Origin of the sequence: Sphingomonas telluris, from assembly GCF_022568775.1 — a bacterium.
GTDB lineage: Bacteria > Pseudomonadota > Alphaproteobacteria > Sphingomonadales > Sphingomonadaceae > Sphingomicrobium > Sphingomicrobium telluris.
In genome coordinates this window covers 969,617-987,752 of the sequence record NZ_JAKZHW010000001.1, presented here as the reverse complement: position 1 = coordinate 987,752, position 18,136 = coordinate 969,617, and the positions used below count along the sequence as shown (strand labels likewise).

12 protein-coding genes are annotated in these 18,136 nt (G+C 63.9%); 9 read left to right on the top strand and 3 right to left on the bottom strand.

From position 1 onward, the window contains the following. Positions 1-116 precede the first annotated feature (116 nt). Both LZ016_RS04960 and glk read left to right on the top strand, forming a co-directional pair. Complete coding sequence (locus LZ016_RS04960; protein ID WP_241446232.1) at positions 117-491, top strand: winged helix-turn-helix transcriptional regulator; 375 nt, start codon at positions 117-119, stop codon at positions 489-491. 54 nt (positions 492-545) lie between these two features. Further along, positions 546-1,520: a glucokinase gene (glk, locus tag LZ016_RS04955; RefSeq protein ID WP_241446231.1), complete on the top strand. Its 975-nt coding sequence runs from the start codon at positions 546-548 to the stop codon at positions 1,518-1,520. Here the strand turns inward: glk and LZ016_RS04950 are convergent. Together LZ016_RS04950 and LZ016_RS04945 are read right to left on the bottom strand one after the other, a co-directional pair. Further along, positions 1,517-4,417 carry a TIM-barrel domain-containing protein gene (locus LZ016_RS04950; RefSeq protein ID WP_241446230.1) on the bottom strand — a complete coding sequence of 967 codons (2,901 nt, stop codon included), beginning with the start codon at positions 4,415-4,417 and terminating at the stop codon, positions 1,517-1,519. The genes glk and LZ016_RS04950 overlap by 4 nt on opposite strands. 11 nt (positions 4,418-4,428) lie before the next feature. Further along, on the bottom strand, positions 4,429-6,048 hold the full coding sequence (locus LZ016_RS04945) for a DUF5597 domain-containing protein (protein WP_241446229.1): 1,620 nt from the start codon (positions 6,046-6,048) through the stop codon (positions 4,429-4,431). 128 nt (positions 6,049-6,176) lie between these two features. Here LZ016_RS04945 and LZ016_RS04940 point away from each other — a divergent pair, with 128 nt between their 5' ends. From LZ016_RS04940 to LZ016_RS04910, 7 genes are all read left to right on the top strand, one after another. Then, positions 6,177-8,687 (top strand): glycoside hydrolase family 3 protein, encoded by a 2,511-nt coding sequence (locus LZ016_RS04940; protein ID WP_241446228.1) that lies wholly within the window; start codon positions 6,177-6,179, stop codon positions 8,685-8,687. Positions 8,688-8,702: 15 nt separating this feature from the next. Beyond that, positions 8,703-10,289, top strand: coding sequence for an MFS transporter (locus LZ016_RS04935; RefSeq protein WP_241446227.1), 1,587 nt, complete (start codon positions 8,703-8,705; stop codon positions 10,287-10,289). Between the two features lie 99 nt (positions 10,290-10,388). Continuing rightward, a complete protein-coding gene (locus LZ016_RS04930; protein WP_241446226.1) occupies positions 10,389-11,504 on the top strand; it encodes a fumarylacetoacetate hydrolase family protein in 1,116 nt (371 codons plus the stop codon). Beyond that, positions 11,501-12,937, top strand: a complete 1,437-nt coding sequence (locus LZ016_RS04925) for an aldehyde dehydrogenase family protein (protein ID WP_241446224.1) — start codon at positions 11,501-11,503, stop codon at positions 12,935-12,937. Before LZ016_RS04930 ends, LZ016_RS04925 begins: the two co-directional genes overlap by 4 nt. A gap of 5 nt (positions 12,938-12,942) precedes the next feature. Continuing rightward, positions 12,943-13,701, top strand: a complete 759-nt coding sequence (gene xylB / locus LZ016_RS04920) for a D-xylose 1-dehydrogenase (protein ID WP_241446223.1) — start codon at positions 12,943-12,945, stop codon at positions 13,699-13,701. A gap of 1 nt (position 13,702) precedes the next feature. Beyond that, the gene (locus tag LZ016_RS04915) at positions 13,703-14,575 is read left to right on the top strand and encodes an SMP-30/gluconolactonase/LRE family protein (protein ID WP_241446222.1); all 873 of its coding nucleotides are present in this window, start codon (positions 13,703-13,705) and stop codon (positions 14,573-14,575) included. 10 nt (positions 14,576-14,585) lie between these two features. Beyond that, positions 14,586-16,499, top strand: a complete 1,914-nt coding sequence (locus tag LZ016_RS04910; protein WP_241446221.1) for a sialate O-acetylesterase — start codon at positions 14,586-14,588, stop codon at positions 16,497-16,499. Here the strand turns inward: LZ016_RS04910 and LZ016_RS04905 are convergent. Then, complete coding sequence (locus tag LZ016_RS04905; RefSeq protein ID WP_241446220.1) at positions 16,496-18,133, bottom strand: MFS transporter; 1,638 nt, start codon at positions 18,131-18,133, stop codon at positions 16,496-16,498. The two genes, LZ016_RS04910 and LZ016_RS04905, sit on opposite strands and share 4 nt — an antisense overlap. Positions 18,134-18,136 lie beyond the last annotated feature (3 nt).

Here is an 18,136-nt window from a genome sequence, read left to right as displayed (position 1 = left end):
TATTGATTTGTTACCGAGGCGCTCTAAGTAACCATCACCAAATCGCCCGCAAGAACGCACTTTTTTGTGGCGAGCGAACAAATTTGTGAGCCGGTCACACGGAAGGAACCGACACGATGAAGGACCCCAGCAATCCCGTTTGCCGGACGATCAGCACCTTGCTCGCGCGCATCGGCGACAAGTGGACCGTTCTGGTCGTGCAGACGCTGGGCGAGGGATCGAAGCGCTTCAACGAGCTGCGGCGCGAAATCCCGAGCGTATCGCAGCGGATGCTCACCCTCACGCTGCGTAACCTCGAGCGCGACGGGCTCGTGAATCGTACGGTGACGCCCAGCATTCCGCCGCGCGTCGACTACGAACTCACGGAACTCGGCAAGTCGCTGCAGAAGCCGATTTGCGGCCTTGCGACCTGGGCGACCGAGAATGTGGAAACCATACATCAGGCTCAGGCGCGCTTCGATGCGGAGCAGGATGCTCGCGACGCGGCCTGATCTCTAGCGGGTTCGCTTCTTCGCCGTTACGGCAGCACCGCTAGAGGGAGAGTCATGAGACGAATTGCTGCTGCCGACGTCGGTGGAACTCATGCGCGTTTCGCGTTGGCGACGATCCACCACGGTGTCGTCACGGAGCTGGGAGAGCCCGTTACCGTCAAGACGAGTGAGTTCGCGAGCTTCCAGCACGCGTGGCAGGAATTCGGACGGAGGATCCACGAGCCGCTTCCGACGGAGCTTGCGATTGCGTTCGCCGGTCCGGTTGGCGGCGAAGTGCTCAAGCTAACCAACAACCCGTGGGTGATCCGCCCCGCGCTGATGGAAGAGAAGCTCGGCGTCGAGCAGTTCGTCATCGTTAACGATTTCGCGGCCATCGCTCACGCGGTCGCGGGCCTCGATCCGTCCGCATACCGGCATGTCTGCGGTCCCGAGATCGACCTGCCCGAAAACGGTGTGATCAGCATCGTCGGTCCGGGAACAGGCCTCGGCGTCGCGAGCCTGGTGCGGCGATCCGACAGTTATGAGGTGATCGCGACAGAGGGCGGCCATATCGATTGGCCGCCGCTGGACCCGCTCGAAGACCGCATCCTCATGCAGCTTCGCGAGAGCTTCCGCCGCGTGTCGGTGGAGCGGCTCGTGTCGGGCAGGGGGCTGCTCAATATCTACGAGGCCTTGGGCACGATCGAGAACCGCCCCTACACGCTGCGCGACGAGAAGGATCTGTGGACAGCGGCGCTTCAGGGGACCGACAGCCTCGCGGCCGCCGCGCTCGACCGCCTCTGCCTGATTTTTGGAGCCGCCGCCGGCGACTATGCACTGGCACAGGGCGCGCAAGCCGTCGTGCTTGCCGGCGGGCTTGGATTGAGACTCGTCGACTACCTGCCGCGATCAGGCTTCCGCGACCGTTTCATCGCCAAGGGCCGTTTCGAGCGCATGATGGACGAGATGCCCGTCAAGGTGATCGTCCACCCGCAACCAGGCCTATTCGGTGCGGCCGAGGCCTTCGCCACGGCGCACCGCGACCTTTAGCGGGGGACCTTCACCGTCTGCGGTTTCCCGTCGTAGGCGACCGTCACGTCGCTGCTGTCGAAGGCGAGCGTCCGCGGGTGATCGGGCCGGAGCAGGCGAACGCGAATGGTGCGCTTGGCTGTCATGCCTGGGAAGGTGCCTTCGCGCGCGCCGATCGTAAGGGTGCCGCTCTTGTCGTCATACGTGAGCGGAATGCGTGAGTAGGCGCCGTTCAGATACTGGCGGCTGACCCCGTCATCTTCGTAGAGGCTGAAGCTGCCATCCGCGCCGGCGTACACGAGTAGCGCGAGTGGCCCGTTCCGGCCTTCGCGCGTGTTCTGGATTGCGGGTCCCGTCGGCACGATCGACCCGGCGCGAACGAACACGGGCATGCGTTCGTACGGTGCCGTCGCGGAGATCGTCTGGCCGCCGTTGAAGCTGCGCCCGCTGTAGAGGTCGTACCAGCGCGTCCCGGACGGCAAGTACACGTTGCGGCTGCGCGCCTTGAACTCGGTGACCGGCGCGACGAGGAATGCGGGGCCGAGCAGATATTGGTCGTCTACGTTCCACGTCTTCGGGTCGGACGCGAAATCCATGACCAGGCCGCGCATGATCGTGCCGTCATGGAAATGCGCGTCTGCGCCAAGGGTGTAGATGTACGGCATCAGTCGGTACCGCAGCCGGTCGTACCATTCCATCGAGCGGTAGGTGGGCGAAGCTGCCGGGGCGAGCTCGTAGATCTCACGGTAAGGGAACTCGCCGTGGCTTCGGAACAAGGGTGAGAAGGCACCAAATTGGAACCAGCGGGTCTGCAGCTCGCGCCATTCTGCGAGGTGCGCCGGGTCCTGCTTGGCGTAGCGCTCCTCGTTGGCGAAACCGCCAATGTCGTGCGTCCAGTTCGGAATGCCGGACATGGAGAAGTTCACGCCCGCGGAGACCTGGTCTCGCAGGTCGTCCCAGCGCGACGCCACGTCACCTGACCAGACTGCGGCGCTGGCTCGCTGGATACCGCCGAATGCCGAGCGGGTGAGAATGAAGGGCCGGACGTCCGGCTTGAACTTCACCAGGCTGGAATAGAAGCCTTCAACGTGGACGAGGGGGAAGGAGTTGAAGAAGGCCGCTCCCGGTCCGGCAGCTGTCGGACCCATTCGCCGCTGGCGCTCTTCAATCGACAGGTTCGAATGGAAGTCGGGCTCATCGGAATCGAGCCACCAGGCGTCGAAGTTCTTCGTGGCGAGGCTCCCGATCACCTGCCGTGAGAAGATGTCCTTCGCCTTGCTGTTGTACGGATCGTAGAAAGCGCTCGCGTAACCGGGCCCCACCCAGTCGCGATAATTGGCCTTCAGGAAGTCCTTGTCCTTCACCTTGTCTTCGGGCGGCGTGACCATGCGCCGGTAGATTCCGCCGACGGCGTCCAGTTCCTTGTACTGCTCGGTCGTCGGATAGAATTTCGCCCAGACCGAGATCATCACGTTGGCGTTCGCGCGATGGATCTCCTCGACCATCGCCTGCGGGTTCGGAAAGCGCTTCGGGTCGAAGCATTGGCAGCCCCAGCTGTCCTCCGGCCAGTAGAACCAGTCCTGCACGATATTATCGAGCGGCAGGCCGCGCTTGCGATACTCGCGGAGGACGCCGAGCAGCTCGTCCTGCGTGTTGTAGCGCTGGCGGCTCTGCCAGAATCCGTAGGCCCATTTTGGCATCAATGGCGCCTTGCCCGTCAGCGTCCGGTAACCCGAAATGACGCCGTCCATGCTGTCGCCGGCGATGAAGTAATAATCGAGCGCCTTGCCAACCTCGGAGGACAGCGTCAGCGAGTGCCGGTCTGGATCCGGCATTGGATCGTTGTGCAGAAGCGCGATGTAGCCGGCGTTCGGCTCCCATTCGACGCGGATGTCGGCGCCCTTCCCCGCCGTCAGCGGCAGATCGAAATTGTGGTACCAGGGGTTCCAGTTCTGCCGCCAGCGCTGCAGCACTTCCTTGCCGTCGACGACGACCTTCACATAGCTCGACGAATAGAGCCTGAACTTGTGCGTTCCGGTCGCGGTCGGATGAAGCGTGCCGGTCCAAAGGACGCGTTGCTTGCCGACGGCATTGCCGGCCGTGTTCTGCCCGGAAGTCGCAGCGGTCGTTTGCGCCTTTGCTGCGGTGGGCCACTTGGCCTGGTCTTCGATGTATTGGTAATCGATCGACCGCTCCTGCCGCGTGACGATTTCGCGGTCGCCGAGGAAATAATGCGCAGTGAATCCCGGCTCCCCGCCGTCGGCCGTGACCTTCAGCTGTTCGTCGACGAGCGCATAGGGTTTCGGGTTTCCAAACCGCGTGATCGAATTGTTGTCCCACAGGACGCCGTAGTTGCGGGTGGAGACGACGAAGGGGATTGCCACGTCCATGTTGTGCTGAGCCAGCTCAACGTCCTCGCCATTGTAATTCATCTGGCGGTTCTGGTGCTGGCCCAGGCCGTAGAAGCCTTCGTCCGTGCCGCGGTTGAATTGCTGGCTGACCGAGAGGAACGGCTCTCCATCGGCGGTCGTCGGCACGAAGGTCGGCGATCCGCTTTCAGCCAGGACCGCCTCGCCGCGAGCGTTCCGGAAGCTGACGTTTCCGGTTGCGAGATCGACTTCCGCAGAGGCCTTGGGCGTCTGCAGCGTCACGTGGCCCGGCGCTTCCGAAACGGTGAAGCCGTTCGAAAGCGGTTTGGCGACGACCATCAGGCTTTGTGTCGCAGGGAGTTGCGCCGAGGGCGCGGATGTGACGCGGATGATGCCGTCGCCATAGACCTGCAGGCGAATGGTTTTCTCCGACCCGGCCGCAGGAGACACGAGGATGCCGTCGGAGGTCTGCTTCCAGTTCTGCGCGAGCGCGTGCCCGCTCGTGCATAGAAACAATGCGGCGGCGAACGGGGCAGCAAAGTTACGCATGCACGTCCTCTTCAGCGATAGGTGCCGAGCCGCACCCTGAGCAGGGTCGGTCTCGCGAGGTTGATTCCGTAGTCGACCTGATCGCCGTTCCAGCGCCTGGACGTGGTCCAGCGGCCGCTTTCGAACGTGCCTTCTTCGACCGAAAGGAACTGGACGTTCTCTCCGGGCGCAGCTTTGTCGAGGCCGAAGCGGATGCGGACGTGATCTCCGGCGAGGAAGAATTCATCGGGTCCCACCTGGATCAGCGCCGCGCCTCCTACGGGGCGGTCCTTGTCGGGATGAGGCGGCCTCTTCAGGCCGGTCCACTCCGGTTCCCCGAATGGCCAGAGCGCAAACTGTCCCGTGATCTTCCACCGTCCCATTGTTACGGCTTGTGATGCAGCATCGGTGCCGCGCGCAAAGCCATCCGTGGGATGCTGAAACGCAAGTCGCGCCCAATCTCGCGCAATCGGTTTGAGCAGGCTGAACTTCGAAGCAAACGCCTCGAGCGCGTCGCTGTCGCCGCTTTCTGCGCCGAGCGGGAAATTGGAGTCGCCCGTCGCGTCCATCCCGAAAGGTGAAAAGCCGATCGTGCCCTTACCGAGTGCAAGCCAAAGGAATCTCGCGAAGGCTGGCGCGTTGCTCGTTTCGGGGATGAAGAGCGGATTGTCCGGGCGGCCGTAAAGCTCGACGAAGCGGGCGTAGGCGCGGGCATCCGGCTCGTAGATGTCCGGAGCCTCGATCGCGAGGTGCGGTGCGCCGGCTTTCCAGATGTCGAGCACATTCCAGTTCGGGCCGCCGCTCGCGCCGTTCATCGCGTTTTCCTCGCTGAAGGCATCGGAAAGCGCAGCGTTCACATACATGGCGAGGTCGAGCTCGGATTGTCCCGCGGCGGCGATCTCGTCGACGTAGCGAGAGACATGCCAGGCATTGAACGCCTGGTCGGCCTTGGTCCCGAATACCTGGGACCAGTTCCCGCGCTTGCCTGTGACGCGTGCAAGCTCCGGCGGGATTGCCCCTTCGAAGAGGCGCTGAGCTTCCGACGAGAAGTCGCGCGGGCTTCCGTAGCTGCCGGTCTCGTTCTCCACCTGCATCATGATCACCGTATGCTGCGGATCCACCTCGCGCAGGTGCTTCATCAGTTGCACGAACGCTCGCTTGTCTGCTTCGAGCGTGGTGCGAAAGTGAGGTGAGAGGACGTAATGCACCTTGCCGTCGCGCAGCCGCATCCGCGGAAAGCGCCGCGTGTCGGTCTTCACCCATTCGGGCGTGTATTGCGGGTTTGTATTCTTCCACGTGCCGAACCAGAGCAGCACGAGACGGACGTCGTTTTGCCGCGCCTGCTTCAGAAGCTCATCGACAAACGAGAAGTCGAAACGGCCCTCCTGCGGTTCGATCTGTTCCCATGCGACCGGCATTTCGACGGTGTTGGCATTGAGCGCTCGAACCGTGGACCAGACCTTCGGCAGCGTGGCCGGGTAATTGCTGGAGTTGTGGACTTGGGCGCCCAGGATCAGGAACGGTGCACCGTCGACGAACAATGCGTGACGACCGGCTTTCGTCTCGATTCTCGGGAGCGCGGATTGCGCGAACGTTGGCGCGGCAAGGCAAAGCAGGAAGGCCGAAAATAACAGGCGCCGCAGTGCGTTCAAACTTGCCCCCTTGAACTTGCGCGATCACTGCTTTCGGCAATGCAAAGCGGTTGCTAATGATAGCGCTATCATGCGCCATTCGTTCGATGCAACCAGGCACGAATCAAGGCAAGCGGGGAGAGAGATTGATGCGGATTTCGAGCACCACGGCGAATTGGCGTCTGCTTGCATCGGCGGCGTTCCTTGCGAGCACCGCCTGTGCAACTCAGCCGGTCGAGGCGCCCGCAGCCGCGGCGGAAGCTCCTGCGCCTTCGACCGATGCGCCCGTTGCCGATCCCAACGCCTGGCCCAGCGTGCACAGCCGTGTCGCTCTCGATCCCGCACAGGAAGCACGCATCGATGCGATCCTCGCGAAGATGTCGCTTGAGGAAAAGGTTGCGCAGACCGTCCAGCCGGACATTTCCAGCGTCACTCCCGACGACATGCGCAAGTACAAGTTCGGGTCCATTCTTGCGGGCGGCAACAGCGGCCCCGGCAGTCATGAGAAAGCGGCTCCGGCCGAATGGCTGAAGCTGTCCGACGCGTTCTGGAATGCCTCGAATGAAGCGCAGTGGACCGGTGAGAAGATCCCGACATTGTGGGGCATCGATGCAGTTCACGGTCACGCGAATGTCGTTGGTGCGACGATCTTCCCGCAGAACATCGGTCTAGGCGCAATGCGCGATCCGGAGCTGATCAAGAAGATCGGCGAAGTGACTGCGCGCGAGATGGTGATCACCGGGATCGACTGGGATTTCTCGCCGACGCTGGCCGTGGTCCGCGACGATAGGTGGGGGCGCACGTACGAGGGCTTCTCCGAAGATCCGGAAATCGTTCGCTCGTACGCGGGCAAGATGGTGGAAGGCCTTCAGGGTACTCCGGGGACGCCGGACTTCTTCGGCCCTGGCCACGTGATCGCAACGGCGAAGCACTTTGTCGGCGACGGTGGCACTGCGAACGGCAAGGACCAGGGCGACAATCCCTCGACCGACGCCGAGATCCGCGACATCCATGGCGCGGGATATCCGCCCGCCGTCGAGGCCGGTGTCCAGTCCGTCATGGCGTCCTATTCGAGCATTCGCGGTCAGAAGATGCACGGGAACCGCGACCTGCTCACGAACCGGCTGAAGGGCGACATGCACTTCGACGGCCTGATTGTCGGCGACTGGAACGGCCACGGTCAGGTGCCGGGCTGCACGGCGACGAACTGCCCCGCAGCGATGAATGCCGGCCTCGACATCTTCATGGCGCCCGACAGTTGGAAGGGCATTTACGAGAACACGCTGGCCCAGGCGAAGTCGGGCGAGATTCCGATGGATCGGCTCGACGATGCCGTGCGCCGCATCCTGCGCGTGAAGATGCGCGCGCGCCTGTTCGAAGAAGGCGCCCCATCGACGCGCCAATTCGCAGGCCGCTTCGACCTGCTCGGGTCGGCGGAGCATCGCGCGATCGCTCGGCAGGCGGTGCGCGAATCCCTCGTGCTGCTGAAGAACCAGGGGCATCTTCTCCCGCTCTCGCCTGCCGCGAATGTCCTCGTCGCGGGCGATGGCGCCGACAACATCATGAAGCAGGCGGGCGGCTGGACGATCACCTGGCAGGGATCGGACTTGACCAAGGCCGATTTCCCGCATGCGCAGTCCATCTACAGCGGCATCCAGGAAGCGGTGACCGCCGCCGGTGGGAAGGCGACCCTTAGCGTCGACGGGAAGTTCTCGCGCAAGCCCGATGTCGCGATCGTCGTGTTCGGCGAGAATCCCTATGCCGAGATGGTTGGCGATCGCCCGACGCTGGAGTTCAGCCCGAGTGACAAGACAGCGCTGGAGACCTTGAAAAAGCTGAAAGCTGCAGGAGTGCCGACGGTGTCGGTCTTCCTGTCTGGACGTCCGATGTGGGTGAACCCCGAGCTCAACGCGTCCGACGCATTCGTCGCGGCGTTCCTGCCCGGCAGCGAAGGCGGCGGCATCGCCGACGTCCTGTTCAAGGATGCCGCCGGGCAGGTCCGCAACGACTTCCGAGGGAAGCTCTCGTACAGCTGGCCCAAGCGAGCCGACCAGACGCCGCTCAACCGGGGCGACCCCAATTACGACCCCTTGTTCGCGTTCGGCTATGGCCTGACCTACGCCGACACGGCGGACGTCCCGCAGCTGTCTGAAGAACGGCCCGCGGGTGGCGGCGCGAGCGACTTGGGTACCTTCTTCGAGCGCGGCGTGCTGCAGACCGGATGGTCCTTCGCACCAAGCTCCGGCGTGACGGTTCGCAACATCGATCGCCGAGGGCAGGAAGACACGAGGCTGGTGACCTTCGACGGGGCGGGCGAGCAGTTCCTCCGCCTGATCGCAGCCCAACCGCTGGACATCGCGCGCGAGACGAACGCCGAACTCAGCCTGATCGTCGACTACAGTGTTCGCTCAGGTCCCACGAGTCCGGTGAAGCTTGGCGTCGAAGGTACGTCGGTTCCCGTCACCGAAACAATCCGGTCAGCACCGAAGGGTGAGTGGCGGACGCTGGCGGTGCCCTTGAAGTGCTTCCAGCGGGCAGGGGTGGAGATGTCGAAGTTGTCGACGCCGTTCTTCCTCAGCACGAACGGCAAGCTGACGATCGCAATTTCGGGTATTCGGGTTTCGAGTGCATCTGTTCCACAGGACCGCTGCAGCCTGTAAGGGCTGCCGCGACCTATGATCAGCACCAGCACGCTCGCCGATCGCCGCGGCCTTTGGGCCTTCGTACTCGGCGTGATTGCCGTCACCGCCGGCGTCCTGCTCCACCTACCCATGTTCCTCATGGGCAGGTCGATGCACTACCAGCTCTACGGCATGCCGATGGGCACCGACATGTACATCGGCATGGCCACGATCATCGCCGGAGTGGGAGTGGCTGCATACGGACTGTTGCCGCGGAACATCTCGAAGCAGCTGGCGGCGTCCCAGGACATCGTCGTCTCGCCGCCCGAAGAGGCACCGCTCACTTCGGCGCATTGGAGCCTGATGGCGGTCCTCGTGATCGCGCTGATCATCGACATCATGAAGCCGGCGAGTCTCGGCTTCACGATCCCCGGAATGGTGGGCGAATATCAGGTGCCCAAGGCGACGGCGTCGCTAGTGCCCTTCTTTGCCCTGACCGGCACGGTGGTCGGTTCGATCGTCTGGGGCGTCATCGCCGACATCTATGGGCGCAAGGCGTCGATCCTTCTGTCCGCGGTGATGTTCGTCGGCACGTCGATCTGCGGCGCCATGCCCTCGCTCGCATGGAATATCGGCATGTGCTTCATGATGGGCGCGGCCGCCGGCGGAATGCTTCCGGTTACCTACGCCCTTCTCGCCGAGATGATGCCCAGCAAGCATCGCGGCTGGGCGCTCGTGCTGGTCGGCGGTCTTGGAGCCGTTGGCGGGTATTTCGCCGCCAGCGGCTTCTCGGCCTTGCTCCAGCCGACCTTTGGCTGGCGGATCCTCTGGCTCCTGAACCTGCCGACCGGACTGTCCCTCGTGCTGCTGGGCGCGCTCATTCCGGAGTCCGCGAAGTTCCTGCTGGCGCGCGGACGTCGGGAGGAAGCGAGCCACGTGATGGCACGCTTTGGATCCAAGGCTCGGCACAGCAGGCCGGCGGAAGCTGTCGCTTTTGCGAAGGGGCCGAGCGTTGCGCTGACAGGCCGCGCCTTCCTTGGCAAGCTGATCGCGCTCAGCCTCGCGGCGATTTGCTACGGGCTGATCAACTTCGGCCTGCTGCTCTGGCTGCCCACCGACCTCGTGGCGCGCGGATACAGCATGGAGGTGTCCAGCAAGCTATTGGCCGAGTCCGCGCTCATTGCGTTTCCGACGGTGTTCGTCGTCGCCTACCTCTACAGCCGCTGGAGCACGAAGTGGTCGGTCGTGGGCTCAATTGGTGTAACGCTCGCGGGCCTGATCGGAGTGCTGTGGCTCGAGTTCACGGGGCAGGGGAGCCCGGTCCTTCCAGTGGCTCTGCTGATCATCGGCACGAACGCGCTGATCGCCATGCTGCTGCCTTACGCAGCCGAAAGCTTTCCGCTCCGGATCCGTGGACGGACGACCGGCACGGTGGCGGCGTGCACAAAAGCCGGCGGAATGCTCGCCCAATTCCTGGCGATCCTCGCGCTGGTTCCCGCACTCGACGTCGTTTCGACCATCATCATTTTCCCGACGCTCGTCGCGCTGCTTCTTGTCATCCGCTTCGGCAAGGAAACGCGCGGGAGAGACCTGCGCGACCTTGATCCCGACGGGCACACCTTCGCGGCGACGGGAATATGAATTGCTCGCCGTGCCTCTTGCGCAACCCCGTATGGTAGCGCTAACAGTCCTGTCCTGTTTGGGGAGAGACAAACTTTGAGTCTGGCGTTTTCGCCTGAGATGATTCCCGTCGACTCGGCGGATGCCGTGCTCGCGGGACGACTGCTGCTCGACGACGGTCCGACGCCGGTTCTCATCCGCGATGGCCGGGTCGAGGTCGTGTCCCGCCAGGCCCCGACCGTATCCGACCTTCTGGAGCAGGACATCAGCGCCGTTCGCGGCGAACACTTGTTCGATCTCGACGCATTGTTTTCTGCGGAATGGAAGCGCTTCCTTTCTCCATTCGACCTGCAGGTCATCAAGGCGGCTGGGGTTACATTCGCAATCTCGGCGATAGAGCGCGTCATCGAGGAACGGGCGCGCGGAGATTATCGCGCCGCCGCCTCCATCCGCGAGAAGGTCGAGGCCGCGATCGGCGGCGCAATCCGTTCGCTCGTGCCGGGCAGCGAAGCGGCAGATCGCCTCAAGGCCACGCTGATCGAGGATGGCCTCTGGTCGCAGTATCTCGAGGTTGCGATCGGTCCGGACGCCGAGATCTTCACGAAAACCGCGCCGCTCGCGAGTGTCGGCTGGGGCGCCGAGATTGGCGTCCGCTCGGATTCCAGTTGGAACAACCCGGAACCGGAAGTCGTGCTGGCGGTGAATAGCCGTGGCGAGATCCGCGGAGCGACACTCGGCAACGACGTGAATCTTCGCGACTTCGAAGGCCGCAGCGCACTCCTGCTGAGCAAGGCCAAGGACAATAATGCGTCCTGCGCGATCGGGCCGTTCATCCGGCTCTTCGACGACAAGTTCACGCTCGACGATGTCCGCACCGCGGTGGTCGAGCTGGACATCGAGGGCGAAGACGGCTTCACCCTGAAGGGCCGGAGCCTGATGAGCGAGATCAGCCGGGACCCGGAAGAGCTCGTCCGGCAGGCGCGCAGCGAGCACCATTATCCGGATGGCTTCGCCCTGTTCCTCGGGACCTTGTTCGCGCCGACGGACGACCGCGATGAGCCGGGCCGCGGCTTCACCCACAAGATTGGCGACGTGGTGAGCATCTCCACGCCGAAGATTGGCGCGCTGGTGAACCGCGTCACGACTTCGAAGGCCGCTCCTCCGTGGAAGTTCGGCGTTCGAGACTTGATGCGCAACCTTGCCTCGCGCGGCTTGCTGGAGACTGAAGTTCAATGACCGATACCCTGACCCACTTCATCGGCGGCGAAGCGGAAGGCGGCGATGCCGTCGGCGAAAGCATCAATCCGTCCAACCTCGATGATGTCGTCGCGCGCTATCCCAAGGGCACCGCAGCCGATGTCGACCGCGCAGTGAAGGCTGCCCGTGAGGCTTTCCCCGGTTGGTCGGAGGCTTCGCCCGAGGTTCGTTCGGACGTCCTCGATCGCGCGGGCACCATCGTCATGCAGCGCGCCAAGGAACTCGGCGAACTGCTGTCCCGCGAAGAAGGAAAGACGCTGCCCGAGGGCATGGGCGAGGTCATGCGCGCAGCGCGCATCCTGAAATATTTCGCCGGTGAAGCTCTGCGCCGCCACGGTCAGACGCTTGAATCGACCCGGCCCGGTCTCGACGTGTCGACCTATCGCGAAGCCGTCGGCGTGTTCGGCCTGATCACGCCCTGGAACTTCCCCATCGCCATTCCGGCGTGGAAGGCGGCTCCGGCACTGGCGTTCGGCAACACCGTCGTGATGAAGCCGGCGACGCCGACGCCTGCGATCGCGCATGCGCTTGTGGCCATCATCCACGAGGCCGGCGCGCCTCCGGGCGTGTTTAACCTGATCATCGGGGAGGGCGGCATCGGAAGCGCGATCGTCGATCATCCAGACGTCGACGGGATCTCCTTCACCGGCTCGCAGGGCGTGGGTGCGTTGGTCGGGCAGGGCGCCATGAAGCGCCAGACGCGGGTGCAGATGGAGATGGGCGGCAAGAACCCGCTCGTCGTCCTCGACGATGCTGACCTCGAGCGCGCGGTCACTTGCGCAATCGACGGCGCTTTCTTCGGGACGGGCCAGCGTTGCACCGCATCCTCGCGGATCATCGTGACCGAGGGCATTCACGACCGCTTTGTCGAGGCGCTCGCCGAACGCGCTCGCTCGCTTCGCGTCGGCGATGCGCTCGATCCAAATAGCCAGATCGGGCCGGCGGTCAGCGAGAGCCAGCTCGAGCAGAACCTGAAGTATGTCGAGATCGCCAAGGGCGAGGGCGGCAAGGTGCTGACGGGCGGCGGGCCGCTCGAGCTCGACAAGCGCGGCTTCTACATGGCGCCGACGGTGATCGCGGATACGGCTCCCGACCAACGCATCAATTGCGAGGAAGTCTTCGGGCCGGTCGCAAGCACAGTTCGCGTCAAGGATTATGACGAGGCGCTGGAGATCGCGAACCGCGGCCAGTTCGGCCTGTCGGCGGGCATCGTGACCAATTCGCTCAAATATTCGCGCGACTTCCGCAAGCGGATCCGTGCCGGGATGGTGATGGTCAATCTTCCGACCGCTGGCGTCGATTATCACGTGCCGTTCGGGGGCACTCGCAAGTCCAGTTATGGCGCGCGCGAGCAGGGCTTCGCCGCCGTCGAATTCTACACCCAAACCAAGACCGTTTACGTGGGGGGCTGAAGTAATTGGCTGACGAACAGAATCTCCGGGCGGTCTATCCAAGCCTGCGGGGTAAGAGAGTACTCGTTACGGGCGGGGGCTCGGGCATCGGGGCAGGAATCGTCGAAGGGTTCGCAAGCCAGGGCGCGGACGTCACGTTCTTCGACGTATCGAACGGCGAGTCACAGGCCGTCGCCGACAAGTTCGGCGCCCGGTACGTCGAGAACAACTTGATGGATGTAACCGGTACCAAAGCGGCCATTGCGCGCCTGATCGACGAGGGCGGCGCATTCGACGTGCTCGTCAACAATGCCGCGAACGACGACCGCCATTCCATCGACGACGTCACCGAGGAATATTGGGACAACCGCCTCGGTGTGAACCTGAAGCACATGTTCTTCTGCTCTCAGGCAGTCATCGCCGGCATGCGCAGCAAGGGCGCTGGATCCATCATCAACCTCGGCTCGATCAGCTGGCACCTCGCGCTGCCGGACCTGGTCCTCTACCAGACCTGCAAGGCTGCCATCGAAGGCATGACGCGCGCGATGGCCCGCGACTTGGGCCCGGACAATATCCGCGTCACGTGCGTTGTCCCCGGCAACGTGCGGACTCCCCGGCAGCTGCAATGGTACACGCCCGAAGGCGAAGCGGAGATCGTCGCTGCCCAATGCCTGAAGGGAAGGCTCGTACCGGAGGATATCGCTGCGATGGTCATGTTCCTGGCATCGGACGACGCGCGGTTGACGACCGGGCACGAGTATTGGGTCGACGCGGGGTGGCGCTGAGGTGACGACCGAACCGCGGCTGATCTGGGAAGTCGAAGCCGAGCTCGGCGAGGGCCCCGTCTGGGTCCAACGGGACGCCGCACTGTGGTTCACCGACATCAAGCGGCAGCGGATCTACCGCTTCCATCCGGCCACCGGCGCTCAGGAAAGCTGGCACGCTCCCGAGCAGGTCGGGTTCGTCCTGCCCACAGCGAGCGGAGGCTTTATCGCGGGGCTCCAGAGCGGGCTTTACAGTTTCGACCCGGAGCAGCGCTCGTTCGATCTTCTCACGGAAGTTGAGCCGGAGCGCCCGACAAATCGCCTCAACGATGGCGTCGTCGATCCGTCGGGCCGTTTGTGGTTCGGCACGATGGACAATGGCGAGCGCGAGAAGACCGGCGCCTTCTATTGCTACCATCACGGCCAATTGTACCGCACGAACCTCAGCGGGATCAGCATCACGAACGGCCCTTGCGTCTCGCCGGATGGCAGCATGCTGTACTGGGTCGATACGCTCGGCGGGACGATCTCGGCCTGTGAGATCGGAGCTAGCGGTGAGCTCGGCCCGGCGGAATTGATCGTGACGATCGACCCGAAGGACGGTTACCCCGACGGTCCGACGATCGACAGCGAGGGCTGCATCTGGATCAGCCTGTACGCGGGGTGGGAAGCGCGCCGCTATTCGCCTTCCGGTGAGTTGCTGGCGCGGGTGTCTTTCCCCGTCGCCAACATCACGAAGATCGCCTTCGGAGGGCCGGACCTGCGCACGGCCTATGCGACGACCGCGCGGCAATTGCTGACGCAGGACCAATTGGACGCCCAGCCACTGGCAGGCGGACTGTTCGAGTTCGAAGTGGATGTTCCGGGAGTGGCTTGCCCGCTGATCGCTGACTGAGGGGGGAATTATGCGTCGACTTGCGTTCGTGCTCCTGTTGGGCACCTGTTCGGCCGCCAATGCGGTCCCGCAACTTGGCTCCCCATTGTCGGACCATGTCGTCCTCCAACGCGACAAGCCCATTCCCGTCTGGGGAACGGCATCTCCAAAGGAGGCGGTCACCGTTACTCTCGGTGAAGCGAGCCGAAGCACGAAGGCGGACGCAAAGGGTCGGTGGCGAGTGGATCTCCCTGCCATGCAGGCCGGCGGTCCGTTTGTTCTCACGGCCAGTAGCACTTCGGGAAGCGCCAAGGCGGACGATGTCCTCATCGGTGACGTCTGGTTGTGCTCGGGCCAGTCGAACATGGAGTTTCCGGTCCGCCGGGCGCTGAATGGGGAAGGCGAGGCCCAGGCCGCGAACGATCCTCAACTGAGGCTCATCAAGATCCCGCAACAGCTCGCCGAGACGCCGCAGACCGCTCTTCAAAAGCCGGCGGCGTGGCAGGCTGCGACGCCGGACTCGGTAAGCGGATTTTCCGCCGTCTGCTATTTCATGGTCCGCGATTTGCGCGCCTCGCAGAAGGTGCCGATCGGAGCGATCGACGACAGCTGGGGCGGAACGCCGATCCGCGCCTGGATGGAAGAGGCCTCGGTACGTGCGAGCGGCGGCGAAGAGCTTGCGCGCCTCGCAGCTTCGCATCGTGCGAGCCCAACGACGGCGACGCGTCAGTTCGGCGAGAAATGGGGGGCCTGGTGGCGGTCGCAGACGGGCGACGCCGTCGGAAGCGAACCCTGGATCAGCGGCGCAGCCCTGAAGTGGGAGCCTGTTCCGTCGCTTGCCTATTGGGACAGCTGGGGTCCGGAATGGACCCGTCACGTCGGTGCGATCTGGGCTGAGCGCACGGTCACGCTGACGGCCGCGGAGGCGAAACAGGCCGCGAAGCTGGGGCTGAGCGCCGTGGACGACCTCGACCAGACCTTTGTGAACGGCATTGCCGTGGGCGGGCTCAACGATCCTGCCAATCCGCGGAGCTATCCCGTTCCGCCGGGTGTGCTGAAGGCCGGCGACAACCGGATTGTCGTTTACGTTCGCAATGCGTGGGGGCAGGGCGGATTGGCGGGTCCGTCCGACAAGTTCTTCCTGACTCTGGCGGATGGGACGACGAAGCCGCTCGGCAGCGATTGGCGCTATGCCAAGATCGCGGACTCCGTTCCGGGCCCGCCGGCAGCGCCGTGGGGAAGCTCTTCCGGCGTCGCGACGATCTACAATGCGATGGTGGCTCCCTTGGGGCCGATGCACCTGACGGGGGTCGCCTGGTACCAGGGCGAAGCCGATGTCGGACAACTCGGTTATGACCAGCGACTTGCCGCATGGATGGCGAACTGGCGGACGCAGTTCGGAGACCCGCAGCTTCCCTTCCTGATCGTGGGACTTGCGGGGTGGGGACCGGTTTCGGCCAAGCCGACGGAAAGCGGCTGGTCGACCCTGATCAATGAGCAGAGGGCGGCGGTCCAGCGCGACCCGCGCTCCGCGCTCGCCAGTGCGATCGACGTCGGCAATCCGGCGGACATCCACCCGTCCGACAAGCAGACCGTAGGTCGCCGCCTTGCGCTTGCGGCTAAGTCTCTGGTCTATGGTTCGTCAAACGGAAGGTTCGGGCCAATGCCGCTGCGGGCAGAGCGCCGCGATGGGGCCGTCGTCATCACCTTCAGCAAGCCCCTCCAGACGCTGAGCGGAGCGGGGGCCTTGGCCTTCGAGTTGTGCGACGCTGCCCCCAACAGCTGCCGCTATGCGGCGGCGCGGACGGAAGGCAGCTCGGTTGTCTTGCAGGCGGACAGCCGCGCGGTGACGCGGGTTCGCTACGCTTGGTCGGACTATCCGATCGTCAATCTCTACGATCTGGACCTGTTGCCGGCCCCGGTCTTCGAATTGCCGGTGAACTAGCCTTCGACCGATTTGCCTCTCGTCTCCGGCAGGAAGAACAGGCCGACAACGAGGGTGATGACCGCGATAATGACCGGGTACCACAGACCCGAATAGATGTTGCCCGTGGCTGCCACGATGGCGAAGGCGATTGTCGGAAGGAAGCCGCCGAACCAGCCGTTGCCGATATGGTAGGGCAGGGACATCGACGTGTAGCGGATGCGCGCCGGGAACAGCTCGACCAGCAGTGCTGCGATAGGCCCGTAGACCATGGTTACGTAGAAAACGAGGACGGCCAGAAGCAGGATCGTCAGCGGATAGTTGGTCTGCGCCGGATCTGCCTTGGCGGGATAGCCGGCACGTGCCGCGACGTCCTTCAGCGTCTTCGCGAAGTCGTCGCCCGGTCCGATATCGAAATGCTGATTGCCGATCGTGACGGTCGCGCGGTCCCCGAATGCAGCGGCTTCGCTCGAGTAGGGGATGCCTGCCTTGGCGAGCGCGGATTTGGTGATGTCGCATCCGGACTTGTTGAACTTGGTCTTGCCGATCGGGTCGAACTGCCATGAGCAGGATTCAGGCGCGGCCGAGACAACGACCGGCGCACGCGCCTGAGCCTGAGCCAGTGCGGGGTTGGCTGCTGCGGTCAGCGCGTGGAACAAGGGGAAATAGGTCAGGGCCGCAAGCAGGCAGCCGGTGAGGATGATGGGCTTCCGGCCGATCCGGTCCGACAGCCATCCGAAGAAGACGAAGAACGGCGTGCCTATAGCCAGCGCCGCCGCGATCATGACGTTGGTCGTCATGCCGTCCAGCTTCAGCGTCTTTTCTAGGAAGAACAGAGCGTAGAACTGGCCCGTGTACCAGACCACCGCCTGGCCGGCGACGGCACCGAGCAAGGCGATCAGCACAATGCGCAGGTTCTTCCACCGGCCGAACGCTTCCGTGAGCGGCGCCTTGGACGTGGCGCCTTCTGCCTTCATGCGCTGATAAACTGGGCTCTCGTTCAGTTGCAGCCGGATCCACAGTGAAACGCCGAGCAGCAGGATCGAGAGCAGGAAGGGGATGCGCCAGCCCCAGGCGGCGAAGGCTTCCTCGCCAATCGCCGAGCGCGTTCCGATGACGACCAGCAAGGTCGCGAACAGGCCGAGCGTGGCGGTCGTCTGGATCCAGCTGGTGTAGAAGCCCCGCTTCCCCTCGGGTGCGTGCTCGGCGACGTAAATCGCAGCACCACCATATTGGCCGCCTAGCGCCAAGCCTTGGAGCAACCGCAAGGCCACGAGCAGCACGGGAGCGAGCACGCCCGCGGTCGCATAGCTAGGCAGCAAGCCGACGGCGAACGTCGAGAAGCCCATGATGCCCATGGTGACGAGGAAGGTGTTCTTCCGGCCGACGAGGTCGCCGATGCGGCCGAAGACGAGAGCCCCGAACGGCCTGACGAAGAAGCCCGCGGCGAATGCGGCGAGCGCCAGGATGAAGCCCGTCGTCTCGTTGACGCCCGAAAAGAACTGCGCGGTGAGAATCGTCGCTAGCAGGCCGTAGAGGTAGAAATCGTACCATTCGAAGATCGTGCCGAGCGACGATGCCGCGATCACGAGTTTCGAGTTCTGGCTGGTCACCGAAGCATCGTCGAACGTGTCGCTTGTCGCTTCGGTAGCCATGAT

What these genes read in the sequence shown, in the direction of transcription:
- LZ016_RS04950 (WP_241446230.1), bottom strand. Translation starts at nt 4,417, where the DNA reads ATGCGTAACTTTGCTGCCCCGTTCGCCGCCGCATTGTTTCTATGCACG.
- LZ016_RS04925 (WP_241446224.1), top strand. Translation starts at nt 11,501, where the DNA reads ATGACCGATACCCTGACCCACTTCATCGGCGGCGAAGCGGAAGGCGGC.
- LZ016_RS04960 (WP_241446232.1), top strand. Translation starts at nt 117, where the DNA reads ATGAAGGACCCCAGCAATCCCGTTTGCCGGACGATCAGCACCTTGCTC.
- LZ016_RS04940 (WP_241446228.1), top strand. Translation starts at nt 6,177, where the DNA reads ATGCGGATTTCGAGCACCACGGCGAATTGGCGTCTGCTTGCATCGGCG.
- glk (WP_241446231.1), top strand. Translation starts at nt 546, where the DNA reads ATGAGACGAATTGCTGCTGCCGACGTCGGTGGAACTCATGCGCGTTTC.
- LZ016_RS04930 (WP_241446226.1), top strand. Translation starts at nt 10,389, where the DNA reads ATGATTCCCGTCGACTCGGCGGATGCCGTGCTCGCGGGACGACTGCTG.
- LZ016_RS04910 (WP_241446221.1), top strand. Translation starts at nt 14,586, where the DNA reads ATGCGTCGACTTGCGTTCGTGCTCCTGTTGGGCACCTGTTCGGCCGCC.
- LZ016_RS04905 (WP_241446220.1), bottom strand. Translation starts at nt 18,133, where the DNA reads ATGGCTACCGAAGCGACAAGCGACACGTTCGACGATGCTTCGGTGACC.
- LZ016_RS04935 (WP_241446227.1), top strand. Translation starts at nt 8,703, where the DNA reads ATGATCAGCACCAGCACGCTCGCCGATCGCCGCGGCCTTTGGGCCTTC.